Annotated in this window: 11 protein-coding genes; 9 read left to right on the top strand and 2 right to left on the bottom strand. The window is 62.2% G+C overall.

Features of this window, described 5'->3' with window-relative positions; all coding sequences use genetic code 11:
- Nucleotides 1-52 precede the first annotated feature (52 nt).
- A complete protein-coding gene (locus IZV00_RS09035; protein ID WP_196224352.1) occupies nt 53-247 on the bottom strand; it encodes a DUF4169 family protein in 195 nt (64 codons plus the stop codon).
- 224 nt (nt 248-471) lie between these two features.
- Between IZV00_RS09035 and IZV00_RS09040 the strand changes: the two genes are divergently transcribed.
- Genes IZV00_RS09040 through IZV00_RS09055 form a run of 4 tightly spaced genes read left to right on the top strand, consistent with a single transcriptional unit; the run spans nt 472 to nt 4,937 of the window.
- Nucleotides 472-1,665, top strand: a complete 1,194-nt coding sequence (locus IZV00_RS09040) for a hypothetical protein (protein ID WP_196224353.1) — start codon at nt 472-474, stop codon at nt 1,663-1,665.
- On the top strand, nt 1,662-2,456 hold the full coding sequence (locus IZV00_RS09045; RefSeq protein ID WP_196224354.1) for a glycosyltransferase family 2 protein: 795 nt from the start codon (nt 1,662-1,664) through the stop codon (nt 2,454-2,456). Before IZV00_RS09040 ends, IZV00_RS09045 begins: the two co-directional genes overlap by 4 nt.
- A gap of 55 nt (nt 2,457-2,511) precedes the next feature.
- Nucleotides 2,512-3,801, top strand: a complete 1,290-nt coding sequence (locus tag IZV00_RS09050; protein ID WP_230463153.1) for a lipopolysaccharide biosynthesis protein — start codon at nt 2,512-2,514, stop codon at nt 3,799-3,801.
- Nucleotides 3,802-3,806: 5 nt separating this feature from the next.
- On the top strand, nt 3,807-4,937 hold the full coding sequence (locus tag IZV00_RS09055; RefSeq protein ID WP_196226586.1) for a glycosyltransferase family 4 protein: 1,131 nt from the start codon (nt 3,807-3,809) through the stop codon (nt 4,935-4,937).
- Here IZV00_RS09055 and IZV00_RS09060 read toward each other — a convergent pair.
- Nucleotides 4,861-5,724 (bottom strand): glucosamine inositolphosphorylceramide transferase family protein, encoded by an 864-nt coding sequence (locus tag IZV00_RS09060; protein ID WP_230463154.1) that lies wholly within the window; start codon nt 5,722-5,724, stop codon nt 4,861-4,863. The genes IZV00_RS09055 and IZV00_RS09060 overlap by 77 nt on opposite strands.
- Nucleotides 5,725-5,925: 201 nt before the next feature.
- On the opposite strand from IZV00_RS09060, the gene IZV00_RS09065 reads away from it, so the two are divergent.
- From IZV00_RS09065 to rpoB, 5 genes are all read left to right on the top strand, one after another.
- Nucleotides 5,926-6,867 carry a LysR family transcriptional regulator gene (locus tag IZV00_RS09065; RefSeq protein ID WP_196224356.1) on the top strand — a complete coding sequence of 314 codons (942 nt, stop codon included), beginning with the start codon at nt 5,926-5,928 and terminating at the stop codon, nt 6,865-6,867.
- Between the two features lie 136 nt (nt 6,868-7,003).
- Nucleotides 7,004-9,115, top strand: coding sequence for a TonB-dependent receptor (locus IZV00_RS09070; protein WP_196224357.1), 2,112 nt, complete (start codon nt 7,004-7,006; stop codon nt 9,113-9,115).
- 94 nt (nt 9,116-9,209) lie between these two features.
- On the top strand, nt 9,210-10,325 hold the full coding sequence (locus tag IZV00_RS09075) for a DUF47 family protein (protein WP_196224358.1): 1,116 nt from the start codon (nt 9,210-9,212) through the stop codon (nt 10,323-10,325).
- A gap of 28 nt (nt 10,326-10,353) precedes the next feature.
- Nucleotides 10,354-11,355 carry an inorganic phosphate transporter gene (locus tag IZV00_RS09080; RefSeq protein WP_196224359.1) on the top strand — a complete coding sequence of 334 codons (1,002 nt, stop codon included), beginning with the start codon at nt 10,354-10,356 and terminating at the stop codon, nt 11,353-11,355.
- 344 nt (nt 11,356-11,699) lie between these two features.
- Complete coding sequence (rpoB, locus tag IZV00_RS09085; RefSeq protein ID WP_196224360.1) at nt 11,700-15,866, top strand: DNA-directed RNA polymerase subunit beta; 4,167 nt, start codon at nt 11,700-11,702, stop codon at nt 15,864-15,866.
- The last annotated feature ends 19 nt before the right edge of the window (nt 15,867-15,885 follow it).

Here is a 15,885-nt window from a genome sequence, read left to right on the forward strand (position 1 = left end):
TTCATCTCATTAGAGCTAAAAAGCCTTTAAAGACTGCTTGCCGCCCCAAACACTATTCCACCGGGTCAACGTCACTATCTCGTCGGCTACCGTCCAACACCCGATCCTGCCGCGCGTCCTCGATCCGCCGCACCTCACGCTCAGCCTTGGTCTGGCCGAACCTCGCCCGATTTGCAGCCGCCACCTTCTCCTTATCCTTCCGCGCCCTGGCCTTACGCGCCTGCCGCAAATTGATGATGTCCGCCATGGCTGCTCAAAACCCCATCTGTTCGCGCCTTTTTGATCGAAACCCCAAGACTAGGCCAGCAACTGCGGACTTGCCAGGACAATGCTTCGACGGCTCCTTTCAGAACCTGGCCATGGCATCTTGTAAACATGCAGAAACCATCTAAGGGGGCTCAAATGCGAGGCAGGCCGCTCGGGATCGGCAATAAGGGAACTGCTATCTCGCATCTGCTTGGGAGCAGTGGTTTGCGCATAGGTTTCCTGTTCAATCACGATCAGATACACCAGATCGCCCACAGCCTTCCTGTCGCCATAGCGATGGCCAAAGGCGGTTTCCCTGGCGAGATCATCGTAGCCACGACCAACCCCCGTTTGTCAGCGGAAGTTCAGCGGATCGCCGGGGAATGGCTGGGCACGCGCATCCAGCATGTCGAATTGAAGCTGGCGCCGCGCTCCATGCGCCTGTCCCGCCTGTTCGGCCGCCTGGTCCCCGCCTCCAAACTCCTCGTCTATCGCGACAATCTCCCCTTTTTTCGCAGCCTCGACATGCTGATCGTGGCGGAAAAGACATCCCTTCTGCTGAAATCGCGGTACGGGCTCAAAGACCTTTTCATGGTGCACACCCGACATGGCGCCGGGGACCGCGCCATCGGGTTTGACAAGGCCAGCGCCGGTTTCGACCATGTTCTTTGCTCGGGCGAGAAAATTCGCCGCCGCCTGATAAGCGAGGCACAAGTCGATCCCGCCAGAATCAGCATCGTGGGTTATCCCAAATTCGACATGGTGCCTCAACCGGGTACAAGCCACCCGCTGAACCGAGGCAGGCCGGTGGTCCTTTATAATCCCCACCCCTCCCCGCATCTGTCATCCTGGTATCGGCATGGCCGGGACATACTCGACTATTTTCGCGAGAGGGACGACCGCGAACTCCTGTTCGCCCCGCACGTCATGCTCTTTGAACGGCCATTCGTAGTGACAATCGACCGGCTGAGCGTGAACCGGGCCGGGACGATCGGGAACCGCTATCTCCATGGTGACAACATCCATGTGGATCTGGGCAGCAAAGCCTCGACCGACATGAGCTATACGATGGCGGCGGACATTTACCTGGGCGATGCCAGCAGTCAGGTCTATGAATTCCTGCTGCGCCCCCGGCCCTGCATCTTCCTGAACAGCCACGGCATCGATTGGGAGGGCGATCCCAATTTCGCGCATTGGCGAGCGGGTGAGGTCATCACCCATCCATCCCAACTGCATGATGCCCTATCCCGCGCGGACCAGTTGCACACCAGCCAATATCGTGCGGTTCAGGAGCAGATGTTCAAGGACAGCTTCGATCTCGACGGCCGCCCATCGTCGCAGCGCGCGGCAGAGGTCATCGCGACGCTGGCCGGAGCACTTTCCGGCAAAACCCTGCAGCCGAAAGTTCTTACCGCATGACTGCCAAGCTTTCGGTCATCATTCCCTATTATAACGAGCGTGACTATCTGGCAGCAACGCTCGACTCTTTCGGTCGGCAGACAAACCGGCACTTCTCTCTCATCCTCGTTGATAACGGTTCCAGCGATGGCAGCAGCGAAATCGCTCAAGCGACCATGGCCCGCTATCCCGACCTCGAAACGCACTTCCTGCACAACGCGGTGCCGGGACAATTGCCGACGCTGCAACTAGGTCTTGGGGCCGTGACCACGCCCTATGTCGCTTCATGCGACGCCGACACCATCTACCCGCCCCAATATGTCGAAAATTGCCTGACCCTGTTCGAAGAGGCGCCGCATTCCGCTGCCGCGCCGGTAGTCGGCGTGATGGCGATAGACCTTTACGCCCCCGCATCCAGCCCCGCTGGCACGCGGCGTATCAACAAGATCATGCGCAAAGCACGCCTCTTTCGCAGCCAATGCCATTGGGGCGGCTATGCCCATGCCTATCGCACGGACCCGCTGCGGGCAGTCGGCGGGTTTGAGAGCGCCGGATGGCCTTATCTTCTATATGATCATGAACTGTACGAACGGATGCGACACCAGGGCGTCATCCGGTACAGCCGGGATCATTATTGCTTCCCATCGGATCGACGATCGGATCGACAATCAGTGGGCTGGACCTGGGCGGAGCGAACCGTTTACCGTTTCACCCCCGCGAAACTGAAAGGGTGGTTTTTCTACAGGTTCCTGGCGAACCGCTTCGCGAACAGAGGCTTGGTACAGGCCAAATTGCGGGAACGCGACTTTTGACCATCCATGGAGATAATGGGTGGCGATCACGCTATTTTCCCGGCACCCGGAACCAATGATAACCGTCAGACGCATCTTCAAAGGCATGGGCCTGGTCCTGGGCGGCAAGGCCGGTGCCGGGATCATCAGCCTTGTTTACCTGATCATCGCGGCCCGCGCGCTGGGGCCGCGCGACTATGGGCTGCTCGTCCTGGTCCACGGCTATGTCACGGCGGTCTGCGGCATCATAGAATTTCCAGCCTGGCAGGCCATCGTCCGCTATGGCGCGGAAGCGGGCGAGGAAAGCGCAATGCCCCGTCTGGCGCGACTGCTGCGCTTCGGGACGGCGACAGAGTTGATAGGCGGCGTTGCCGCGATCCTTGCCGCGATGGTGCTCGCACCCTTTGTCGGGCCGCGCCTGGGCTGGCCGCCAGAAACCGTCGCCTTTGCCATTCCCTACAGCTTTGCCGTGCTGGGCTCCGTTCGCTCCGCCCCGGCGGGCTATCTCCAGCTGATCAACCGATTTGACCTGCTCGCGCTTCACAATCTGGTGCAGCCTGCGGTTCGCCTGATGGGCGCCAGCCTCGTCTTGTTGTTCGGCTGGGGCCTGAAAGGTTTCCTCGCCGCATGGCTCATCGCCGCGCTGGCGGAATTCGCGGTCCTTTGGGCGATGGGTATCTGGCAGGCCTATCGACGAATGGGACCGGCCTTGTTTCAACCGGGACCGGGGAACGCTCGCCTGGAAAATCCCGGCATATGGCGGTTCATGATCGCCAGCAATGCCGACATCACCCTGAACGAACTGACCGGGCGGATCGCGCCCCTCATCATCGGCTGGGTCCTTGGTCCGGCCATGGCGGGCCTGTTCGCAATCGCTCAACGCGCAACCGTCATCATCGCGCAACCCGCGCAAATCCTGGGCAACACGGCCTATGCCGAACTCGCCAGGATGATAGCGGCTGGCGAAGGCGGCCATTCGCTCCGCAAGACGCTCACCCGCGTAATCCTTATCGCTCTCGGGGCGGCGGCCCCGGTCGTGTTCATCGTGGCCCTGTTCCCCACCTCGATCATCACACTGCTCGCCGGTCCCGCCTATGCCGCAGCGGGCAGTGTCATGATCGTGCTCGTCGCCGCGCGCGCCATAGCGATCGTCGGCCCGCCATGCAGTTCCGCCCTCTCCGCAATGGGCTATCCCGCGCTCTCCATGAGCGCCAATCTCTTTGCCGGACTGCTTTTTCTGCCCGTCCTTCCCTGGTTACTCCATCAATGGGGACTGATGGGCGCGGGTATTCAGGCCCTTGGGCAAGCATTGTTGGCCAGCGGTCTTCTCGCTGGCCTCACCTGGCGCAGGAGCCTCGCGCATTGAGCGCGATGCGGATCGCCTATGTGATCAACTCGGTCGAGGGCGGCGGCGCCTCTCGGCCGGTTCCGGCCATCACCCGCGTCCTGCGTGATCAGGGAGCCACCGTACGGGTGTTTGCACTCACCCCGCGCGACCGGCGGGGGGCGCCCGCGATGATCGAAGCGGGCCTCGACCCGCTTATCAGAGAGGGCGGAACGGGCGACCATTTTGCCGCGGCCTTGTGGTTGAAGCGGCAATTGCAGGATTGGGGCGCGACCCACATCTGGACCTCTCTTTCGCGCGCCACGATCCTCGGCCTTCTGCTCGGACCAATGCTCGGCCTGCCCGTAATCAGCTGGCAGCACGCCGCTTTCCTGAAGCCATGGAACAGGCGGCTCATGCGGCGGCTGCAAAGCCGGGCGCTCCTTTGGATCGGCGATTCGCGATCCGTCACCGCCTTGACCGCAGAGCGCCTGAACGTGCCCAAAAATCGCCTGATGTGCTGGCCGATTTTCGCGGCCGATCCCGCCCTGCCCCCGGCAACGGCATGGTCCCCCGGCGAGACGCTCCGCATCGGCTCCCTCGGGCGGCTCCATCCCGTAAAGGGCTATGATGTCCTGATTGCCGCCCTCGCCAAGCTGAAGTCGGAAGGTTTTTCGGCGCCCTGCCCCTTCGAAATTTCCATCGTAGGCGATGGCGCGGAGCGGGACAGGCTGGAAAGCCTTGCGGCACAGGCCGGAATATCGAACCTGTCCTTTTCCGGCTACACAGCCAGTCCGCAAACCTTCCTCTCGCATCTTCATCTGTATGTTCAGCCGTCCCGTTCCGAAGGTTTCTGCATCGCCGCGCATGAGGCGATGACCGCCGGGCTGCCGGTGATCGCTTCGGCGGTAGGGGAATTGCCCTGGTCAATCGAACAGGGGCAGACCGGCTTTACCGTGCCGCCAGCAAAACCGGACGCGCTGGCCGCCGCCTTGCGCGACACACTCGGCGACCCAGCGAAGCTCAGCGCGATGGGCGAGCGGGCGCGCAACGTCATGCTGGATCGTTATTCTTGGGAAAAGTTCGCGGCGACGGGAGCCCTCATCCTCGACCATATCCGCCAAGCTTCCGGCGCAGATCAAGGGCAAGGCCGCGCAACGAAGTATCGACGCGTTTGACGTCGAATAATGTCATGTCACCACAAGCGCTCAACGTGTGCATGCCATCCTGATACGCGCCCGCTGATCCCGGAAGACCCAGCGCATCGCCTGCCTCCGCCTCAAACTCTTTCTCGTTCAAACGGGTGATCCAAAGGGGGCGGATGGCTCCACCATAGGTCGTGGTGCAATCCTGAACGGGCAGCATGATCCTGCCTCCGATCATCACAGGCGTGCCGCCAGGACGCGCCGACGCGCGATCGATCCGAACCGGATTGCCCGGATGGGGGGTCCAGGGCCCACATAGACTGTCCGCCCAGGCCACATGCAGGTGCGACTGCTTCGTCGCTCGGCTCGTTGCGGGCGAATAGAAAAGCCACCAACGCTGACCGTCGTGAAAAATGCTGGCGTCGACAGCCACGCAGTCGAGTTCGATGTCGCATTCCGCGCGCCAGTCGGCCAGCCCGCCTTTGTCCCGGTACAGGATCAACCGCCCGGATCGGTGCGCTTCCGGAAGCATCCAGACCGCGCCCTCCGCGCTGAATATCTGCGGGTAGGAAAGGTGCCATGGCTCCTTCAGGCAGGGATGGCGCGAAACCAGTCGCATCTTGTCGTCGAAGACCCTCGCTTCGATCGTGCCATGGCGCGTTCGATAGTCATAATGTTCCACGAACACGTGAAGATGACCGGCTTCATCCCGCCATCCAAAGGGGTCTGCGATAAATTGAAAGTCGGGTTCCTCCGCCAACCAGGTGACAGGACCCTCGATGCGGCCTTTAGACAGGACAATGTCGATTGGCTCCGTCACCAATCCACATCTCCAGATATCCTTGCGGCGGGGCATATCGTCGCTATTCCCCCTTCTCGCCGGAATGCCAAGCATGATCTTGCCGATTGAGGATTTTCATCCAAACGGCGATGGGCCTCGCACCACCCCCAGTTTGACATCGCCTGACCACCGCCAAAGATCGCGCTTAACCCCGCGTCCCAATTGCACTATCACCGCCGCATGGCCACGCCTTCCCTGCGTCAACTCGACATTTTTGCGCAGATGGTGGCGGCGGGCAGCATGTCGCGCTGCGCCCGCGATCTGGGCGTCCCGGTCGAAGACATTGCCCGCGCAATCGCCTCTCTGGAAATGCGTCTTGGCTATCATCTGTTTGAAGGTCCGCCTGACCATCAACGGCTGACTGCCGCCGGGCGCAAGACCGCCGAGGCGATGACCCTCTTGTCGCAGGATCAGTCCGACAGCTGGGCGCCGGACGAACCGGCCCCTGCTTCCCCTCCGCCCGTCGCGCCTGAAGCCGCGCCTGCGGAGCCATCCCCCGCACCAGCGCGGCAGGCGATCACCCTTGCCGCCCCCGCGCCCGTTTTCGGCCATTTCCAGGAAGCGCTCGCCGCGTTCGAGGCCGCGAATGAGGATATCGCGATCACGCTCGACCTCTCCATCCACCTCGCCGATGAAGCGCGTGCGGCACTGGAGCAGGGCCGCGTCGATATCGCCTATTTCTACGCATTGGGGGAACAGCCGGGCTTCGCCTCCCGCTATGGCTGGTCGGAACAGATCAACCTTTACGCCGGGGCGGATCATCCCCTCACCCGGCGCGACATCGTCACGACCGACGATCTGCGGATCAGTCCCACGCTCGCGATGGAGCCGAATAACGGTCTGCGCCGCATCATCGATGAAGCGCTCGACCGGGAAGGCATCATCATGGGCGCGCCGGTGCTCGAAACCGACAATATGTTCGATATCATGACCATATTGCGCGAAGGCGCAGGCTGCTTCGCCGCCTTCGGCCCCCTCGCGCGTGACCTCGGCCGCATGAACGGCATCCGCCGCCTGCCCCTGGAACGCCCCCTCCCCTCCATCGAGGTCAGACAGGCCCTGCGCACCCGCGCCGACACAGACTCGCCAGTGAGCGCGCTCGCGGAATTCCTCTTCCTCTGATCTGTCATCCCGGGTCCATTATGGATCTTGGCCCTTCCTCGATAATCCGCTCGAAACATAAGCCCAACCCCATTGATACGTTATAGCATTTAGGATAGAGGCGCCTCACAAGCCGTTTCAATTAAGGGTTTCCTTCATGAATTCCCCCCTGCCGCTCCTCCGCGCCAGCTGCGCCCTCACCGCAATCTGCCTCGCCTCTCCCAGCCTCGCTCAATCGTCATCAATCCAACCCGGCACCTATCATGATGATCAGCCCAACATCGTCGTCACCGCCATCATCCCCCGCCGCCAGGGCGACATCTTGTCCGGCACCTCTGTCCTTTCCGGCGCCGAGCTGACACGTGACCTGCGGACCACCATCGGCGAAACCCTCGCCCATCAACCCGGCGTTTCCGCCACCTCTTTCGGCCCCAACGCCTCCCGTCCGATCCTTCGCGGCCTTCAGGGCGAACGAGTGCGCATCCTCACCGACGGCATAGGCAGCTTCGACGTATCCAACACCTCGGTCGATCACGCCGTCGCGATCAATCCCCTGACCGCTGACCGGATCGAAGTGCTGCGCGGCCCCGCCGCCCTTCTTTACGGCTCCTCCGCGATCGGCGGGGTGGTCAATGTAATCGACAGCCGCATACCCCGCCGCGTGCCTGACGAGCCCGTCCACATCGATGGCATCGCCAATTATGGCAGCGCCGCCAACGAACGCAGCGGTTCAGCCGAAATCGAAGCGCCGGTAACGGACAAGATCGTCGTCCACTTCGACGGCAGCTATTCGAAGAGCGGCGATCTCGACACCGGCAACTACATCCTGACCCCAGCCCTGCGCGCCCAAGCCGCAGCAAGCGGAGACCCCGCCATCACGCCCATCGCCGATCTGCGAGGCAAGCTGCCCAACAGCGCCGCCCGCACTTGGGAAGTGGCTGGCGGGGCGGCGCTGGTGACCGATGGCGGCAACCTCGGCTTCTCGATCGCCCACACGGACAATCTCTACGGCGTCCCCGTCCGCTATTCGGTCGAGCCGGGATCAGAGGCCGAACAGGTCCGCCTCCACATGAAGCAGGACCGCGCCGACATGCGCGCCGAACTGCCCGTCAACGGCGGCTTTCTGGATTCCATCCGCCTCCGCGCGGGCTTCGCCGACTATCAGCATCAGGAGATCGAACCGTCCGGGGACGTCGGCACCACATTCTATAACCAGTCGATTGAATCGCGGCTGGAACTGGTGCAGGCCAAGCGCGGCGGATGGGATGGCGCTGTCGGCGCCCAATTCTTCGCCCGCAATTTCCATGTCGAGGGTGAAGAGAAATTCCTGCCCCGCAACCGGACAGAGCAACTCGGCTTCTTCACCCTTCAATCCTTCGACCTGGGCAGCAGCCGGATCGAACTGGGTGGCCGCTATGAGCATAATAAGGTGGGGGCGGATGCGGACGCGACCTTGTTCAATCCCGCCTATCAGCGCAGCTTCGACGCCTTTTCCGGGTCGATCGGCGCCAGCCAGGAAATACGTCCCGGCTGGCGCGTCGGCTTGAACCTCGCCCGAACCGAACGCGCGCCCTCGGCTGAAGAGCTATTCGCGCGTGGTAATCACGCCGGAACGCAAGCGTTCGAGCTTGGCAATCCGAACTTCGACCTGGAAAAAAGCTGGGGCGTTGAAGCCACGCTGCGCGGTGAAGGCCCCGGCTACACCATGTCGCTATCGGCCTATCACAATTGGTTCAACGGCTACATTTACGATGCGCTGGTCGATGACAGCGCCTGCATGGCGGTGAATGGCGGAAAGCCGCTGGATTTCCCCTGCTTCCAATATAATCAGGCCAATGCGCGCTATCTCGGCTTTGAAGCAGAGGCATCGGTAAAGCTGGGGGAAGTCGGCGGATACAAGGTCAATCTGGATGGCCTCGCCGATTATGTCCGCGCAACCATCACCGGCTCAGGCCCTGCGCCCCGCATCCCGCCGCTGCGTTTGCTCGGAGGGATCGAACTTCAGGGCGACCGCCTGAGCTTCCGTGGCGAGGTCGAACATAGCTTTGCGCAGGACAGGATCGCATCGACCGAAACCCGCACCGACGGCTTTACGCTCGTCAACGCATCGCTGTCCTTCAAGCCGATCAAAGGCAATGACCGGACCACCATCAGCCTGTCGGCGAACAATATATTCGATGTCGAGGCGCGGCGACATGCCAGCTTCCTCAAGGATTATGCGCCACTGACCGGACGGGATATTCGCCTGACGGCTCGACTATCCATCTGACCAACCTAGTTCATTGCGCAATGTGACGGTTTGGTTACAAGGCGCATATGGATGAGGGGCATTTTATGGCTAAGGTCGCGGGGGCGGGCTGGTAATGCGCCAGATCGCCGCCCTTCCCTATGCCGCCGACCCCGATGGCTCGATGCGCATTCTGCTCATCACTTCGCGCGAAACCCGCCGATGGGTCATCCCCAAGGGCAACCGCATCAAGGGCATGGCAGGCCACCGCGCCGCCGAACTCGAAGCCTATGAGGAAGCGGGCATTCACGGCATCGCCTGCCCCGCTCCTTTGGGCCGCTACCGCTATGACAAGCGCCGCCGAAAGGGCGATACACGCGAAGCCACGGTTGAAGTTTTCCCCCTTGCAGTGACCGGCCAGTTGTCGCAATGGCCCGAGCAGGGGCAGAGGGAACTGCGCTGGTTTCCGGTCGCAGAGGCCGCGAAAGCGGTCGAGGAACCCGATCTTCAAACGATCATCGCGGCCTTTCGCGAACCGCCGCGCGATCCGGGCTGGTTCATCCGAATGCTGCTGCGGGTCAAGGAATGGCAAGCCGAAAGGACTGGAATGCTGCGGTGGTTTCACGCGCTGATGCCCAAGCAGGGGCGCTTCTTCGAACAGTTTGAGGATCATGCGGTGACGCTTGTCGCCGGGGCCGATGCGCTCGCCAAGCTGCTGAAGGGCGGCCCGGACATGGACGCGCATATCGAGGAGATATCCGCGCGCGAGCATGAAGCGGACGACATCATTCGCGAAGTGCTACAGGATGTGCGCCGCATTTTCGTGACGCCCTTCGACCGCAGCGCCATCACCGGCCTGATCGGCGTGATGGACGACGCGATCGACCAGATGAACCAGACCGCGAAGGCGATTGCGCTGTTCGAGGTCAAGGAATTCGCGCCCCAGATGCAGGATATGAGCGCTCTTATCGTGGAGTGCGCCCGCATCACGGCCGAAGCCATGCCGCTGCTGCGTTCGCTGAACCTCAACTCGGTGCGGCTGCATGAGCTGACCGAGCGGCTGGTGAAGCTGGAGGGGCATGCCGACATCTTGCATGAGGCGGGCCTCAAGGCACTGTATAATCAGGCACGGCAAGGTAACCCCATGGACTTCGTCGTCGGGAACGAAATCTACGCCCATCTGGAGAAGGTGACCGACCGGTTCGAGGACGTAGCAAACGAAATCTCCGGCCTGGTCATAGACCACGCCTGATCCTTAGCTCCATTCGAGTCCTGATCTGATGGAAGCCCATCTCGCCTTTCCACTGCTCGTCGCCCTGATCGGTATCGCGCTCGCCTTCGACTTCCTGAACGGCCTGCACGATGCCGCCAACTCGATCGCGACGATCGTATCGACGCGCGTGTTGAAGCCGCAATATGCGGTGGCCTGGGCCGCCTTCTTCAACTTCATCGCCTTCCTCTTCTTCGGCCTGCATGTCGCCGAAACCGTGGGCAAAGGCATCGTTGACGCCAGCATTATCGACCCGCCGGTTATCTTCGGTGCGCTGATGGGCGCCATCGCCTGGAACCTCATCACATGGGGCCTGGGCATCCCCTCCTCCAGCAGCCATGCGCTGATCGGTGGCCTGCTGGGCGCAGGAACCGCCAAGGCCGGGCTAGGCGCGGTGGTATGGAGCGGCGTGTTCAAGACCAGTGCTGCTATCGTCCTTTCCCCTGCGATCGGCCTCATCCTGGCGCTGCTGCTGGTCCTGATCATCAGCTGGATATTCCGCCGCTTCACGCCCCAAGGCGCGGATCGGGTCTTCCGCAAGCTCCAGCTCGTATCGGCGTCCCTCTATTCGCTCGGCCATGGCGGCAATGATGCGCAGAAGACGATGGGGATCATCGCGGTTCTGCTATATTCGCAGGGCATGTTGACCGGCGGTTTCCACGTTCCTTTCTGGGTAGTGATTTCCTGTCAGGCGGCGATGGGCCTTGGCACGCTGCTCGGCGGATGGAAGATCGTCCACACGATGGGGTCGAAGATTACGCGCCTTACTCCGGCTCAAGGCTTCTGCGCTGAGACGGGCGGGGCAATGACGCTATTCCTAGCGACGCATCTAGGCGTGCCTGTTTCAACCACGCACACGATTACCGGCGCGATCGTCGGCGTCGGCGCATCTCGCCGCCTGTCGGCCGTCCGGTGGAACGTGGCCTCCAGCATCGTAATCGCCTGGGTGGTGACGCTGCCCGCCGCCGCTCTGATCGGCGCCGGCTTCTACGGCCTGACACGACTGTTCTGATCCGCCGCAGCGATCGGATCAGGATCGTTATTGAGACAATCCGCCCTTCACAAAGGCGGGCATGGTCTCTATATGGCGTTTTGAAAATCCGGTTCCTGCAAGCCTTCCGGCAAGCATGAACCGTCCCCTGGATCGCCCGGGGACCGGTTTCGAATGGCGCGCGAAACCGGCGGGATTGGGCGACATTTGGTGGGTCACAAGGTGCTGACAGTGCGGATCGGACAGTCCCGGCCCGCACTTTTTTGCGTGGCGGCAGAAGGGCGAATCAGCCCTTTCACCCGTCTCGTCAGGCTGAATTTCGCTGCGATGCGAAAAAATGCGACGAATTACAGGCAGGAAACGCAATGGCGACCAAAGCTCTCCCCACGATCAGCAATACCGGCGCGAAGAAGCGCATCAGAAAGGTATTCGGCGACATCCACGAAGTGGTGCAGATGCCGAACCTGATCGAAGTCCAGCGGGAGAGCTATGAGCAGTTCCTGCGTTCGGACCCGTCGATCGGCTATGTCTCGGGCCTGGAAAAGACCCTGCGCTCGGTCTTCCCGATCCGCGACTTCGCTGGCACCGCCGAAATGGACTTCGTCCATTACGAGCTGGAAGAGCCGAAGTACGACGTCGAGGAATGCCGTCAGCGCGGCATCACCTATGCAGCGCCGATGCGCGTCACGCTTCGCCTGATCGTGTTCGAAGTCGATCAGGACACCGAAACCCGCTCCGTGCTCGATATCAAGGAGCAGGACGTCTACATGGGCGACATGCCGCTCATGACGGGCAACGGCACCTTCATCGTCAACGGCACTGAGCGCGTCATCGTGTCGCAGATGCACCGTTCGCCGGGCGTTCTGTTCGACCATGACCGTGGCAAGACCCACTCGTCGGGTAAGTATCTCTTCGCCGCGCGCGTCATTCCCTATCGTGGTTCGTGGCTCGACTTCGAATTCGACGCCAAGGACATCGTCAACGTCCGCATCGACCGCAAGCGCAAGCTGCCGGTGACGGCACTGCTCTATGCGCTCGGCCTGACCGCCGAAGACATGCTCGGCTTCTTCTACAACAAGGTCACTTTCGTCCGTGGCGAAGGCGGCTGGCAGATTCCCTATCTCGCCGAAGCCTGGCGCGGCCAGAAGCCGGCCTTCGACATCGTCGATGCCAAGTCGGGCGAAGTCGTGTTCGCCGCTGGCCACAAGATCAGCCCTCGCGCCGCGAACAAGGCGGAGAAAGATGGTCTTGAGACCCTGCTGATCCCGACCGAGGAAGTCTATGGCCGCTACAGCGCCTACGACCTCATCAACGAGAAGACCGGCGAAATCTACATCGAGGCGGGCGACGAAGTCAGCCCTGAAAACCTCGAAAAGCTGGACAAGGCGGGCATCGACCGCCTCGAACTGCTCGACATCGACCATGTCACCACCGGCCCCTGGATTCGCAACACGCTGAAAGCTGACAAGGCCGAAGAGCGCGACCAGGCCCTGTCCGACATTTATCGCGTCATGCGCCCCGGCGAACCGCCGACGAAGGAAACCGCCGAAGCCCTCTTCGCCGGCCTCTTCTTCGATCCCGAGCGCTATGACCTCTCGGCCGTGGGCCGCGTGAAGCTCAACATGCGTCTCGACCTCGATGCCGAGGACACCGTCACCACGCTCCGCACCGAGGATATCCTCGCCGTGGTCAAGGAACTGGTGAACCTGAAGGACGGCAAGGGCGAGATCGACGACATCGACAATCTCGGCAACCGCCGTGTCCGTTCGGTGGGCGAGCTGCTGGAAAACCAGTATCGGGTCGGGCTTCTCCGCATGGAGCGTGCTGTGAAGGAGCGCATGTCGTCGGTCGACGTGTCGACGGTCATGCCGAACGACCTTATCAACGCGAAGCCCGCCGTGGCTGCCGTTCGTGAATTCTTCGGCTCCTCGCAGCTCTCGCAGTTCATGGACCAGACCAACCCGCTGTCGGAAGTCACCCACAAGCGCCGCGTGTCGGCGCTTGGGCCGGGCGGTCTGACCCGCGAGCGCGCTGGCTTTGAAGTCCGCGACGTTCACCCGACCCACTATGGCCGTATCTGCCCGATTGAAACGCCGGAAGGCCCGAACATCGGCCTTATCAACTCGCTGGCCACCTTCAGCCGCGTCAACAAGTACGGCTTCATCGAAACGCCCTACCGCAAGGTGATCGATGGCAAGGTGACCAATGAGGTCGTCTATCTGTCGGCGATGGAAGAGGCCAAGCACACGATCGCGCAGGCGAACGCTGAGCTGAACGACGACGGCACGCTGGCCGAAGACCTGATCTCGGCGCGTGAGGCGGGCGAATTCCTGATGGCGCCCAAGGACCACATCACCCTGATGGACGTCAGCCCCAAGCAGCTGGTATCGGTCGCGGCCTCGCTCATTCCGTTCCTGGAGAACGATGACGCCAACCGCGCGCTCATGGGATCGAACATGCAGCGTCAGGCCGTGCCGCTGGTCAATGCCGAAGCGCCCTTCGTCGGCACCGGCATGGAAGGTACGGTTGCGCGTGATTCCGGCGCGGCGATCGCCGCCAAGCGTCCCGGCATCGTCGATCAGGTCGACGCCACCCGTATCGTTATCCGCGCCACCGGCGATATCGAACCCGGCCAGTCGGGCGTCGACATCTACACGCTGCAGAAGTTCCAGCGGTCGAACCAGGACACCTGCATCAACCAGCGTCCGCTGGTGAAGGTGGGCGACCTGATCGAGGGTGGCGACGTGATCGCCGACGGCCCGTCGACCGAGTTCGGCGAGCTGGCGCTGGGCCGTAACACGCTGGTCGCGTTCATGCCCTGGAACGGCTACAACTACGAAGACTCCATCCTGATCTCCGAGCGGATCGTGAAGGATGACGTCTTCACCTCGATCCATATCGAGGAGTTCGAGGTCATGGCCCGCGATACGAAGCTGGGTCCGGAAGACATCACCCGCGACATTCCGAACGTCGGTGAAGAAGCGCTGCGCAACCTCGACGAGGCGGGCATCGTCTATATCGGCGCCGAAGTGGAGCCGGGCGACATTCTGGTCGGCAAGATCACCCCTAAGGGTGAATCGCCGATGACCCCGGAAGAAAAGCTGCTCCGCGCGATCTTCGGTGAAAAGGCGAGCGACGTGCGCGACACCTCGCTGCGTCTGCCGCCTGGCGTCGCCGGGACGGTCGTCGAAGTCCGCGTCTTCAACCGTCATGGCATCGACAAGGACGAACGCGCCATGGCGATCGAGCGGGAGGAAATCGACCGCCTCGCCAAGGACCGCGAGGACGAACGCGCCATCCTCAACCGCGCGACCTTCAATCGCCTTCAGGAAATGCTGCTCGGCCAGACCGCTGCGGCTGCTCCCAAGGGCATCAAGAAGGGCGTGGAGATCGACGAGGCCCTGCTGGGCGAAGTCGAACGTCATGAATGGTGGAAGTTCGCCGTCGCGGACGATACCCGTCAGGCTGGCATCGAAGCCGTCAAGGCGCAGTATGACGAAGCGGTGAAGCTGATCGTCGAGAAGTTCGAGGATCGCGTCGACAAGCTCCAGCGCGGCGACGAGCTGCCCCCGGGCGTGCTGAAGATGGTCAAGGTCTTCGTCGCGGTGAAGCGCAAGCTGCAACCGGGCGACAAGATGGCTGGCCGTCACGGTAACAAGGGCGTCATCTCGCGCATCCTGCCGATCGAAGACATGCCGTTCCTGGAAGACGGCACCCACGTCGATATCGTGCTCAACCCGCTGGGCGTGCCTTCGCGCATGAACGTCGGTCAGATCTTCGAAACGCATCTGGGCTGGGCTGCCCGTGGCCTCGGCCAGCAGCTCAAGCACGCGCTGGAGGAATGGCGTGAAGCCAATCCGAACCCGCAGCCGGGCACCATGCCCGACGCGGTCAAGGAACGGCTGCTGGCATCCTACGGCCCGCAATATGCCGATCAGATCGAAGGTCGCACCGCCGAGCAGATCATCGACCTGGCCGAGCATTTGCAGCGCGGCATCCCGATGGCGACCCCGGTGTTCGACGGCGCCCGCGAAGCCGACGTGTCGGCGATGCTGGAGCTGGCGGGCCTGCACAGCTCAGGCCAGTCGGACCTGTTCGACGGCCGCACGGGTGACCGCTTCGACCGCAAGGTGACCGTCGGCATCATTTACATGCTGAAGCTGCACCACTTGGTCGATGACAAGATCCACGCTCGTTCCATCGGCCCCTACAGCCTCGTCACCCAGCAGCCGCTGGGCGGTAAGGCGCAGTTCGGTGGCCAGCGCTTCGGTGAAATGGAGGTGTGGGCGCTTCAGGCCTATGGTGCCGCCTACACCTTGCAGGAAATGCTGACGGTGAAGTCGGACGACGTGGTCGGCCGTACCAAGGTCTACGAAGCGATCGTCAAGGGCGACGACACCTTCGAGGCCGGCATTCCCGAAAGCTTCAACGTGCTGGTCAAGGAAATGCGCTCGCTGGGCCTCAACGTCGAACTCGCCGCGATGGACGAGATCGAGGAAGACGGCGACGGCTTCGCGCAGGCGGCGGAATAAGGGAACCGTCGGGCACTGT

The sequence above is a fragment of the Sphingobium sp. Cam5-1 genome, assembly GCF_015693305.1.
In the GTDB taxonomy this organism is placed as follows: Bacteria; Pseudomonadota; Alphaproteobacteria; order Sphingomonadales; family Sphingomonadaceae; genus Sphingobium.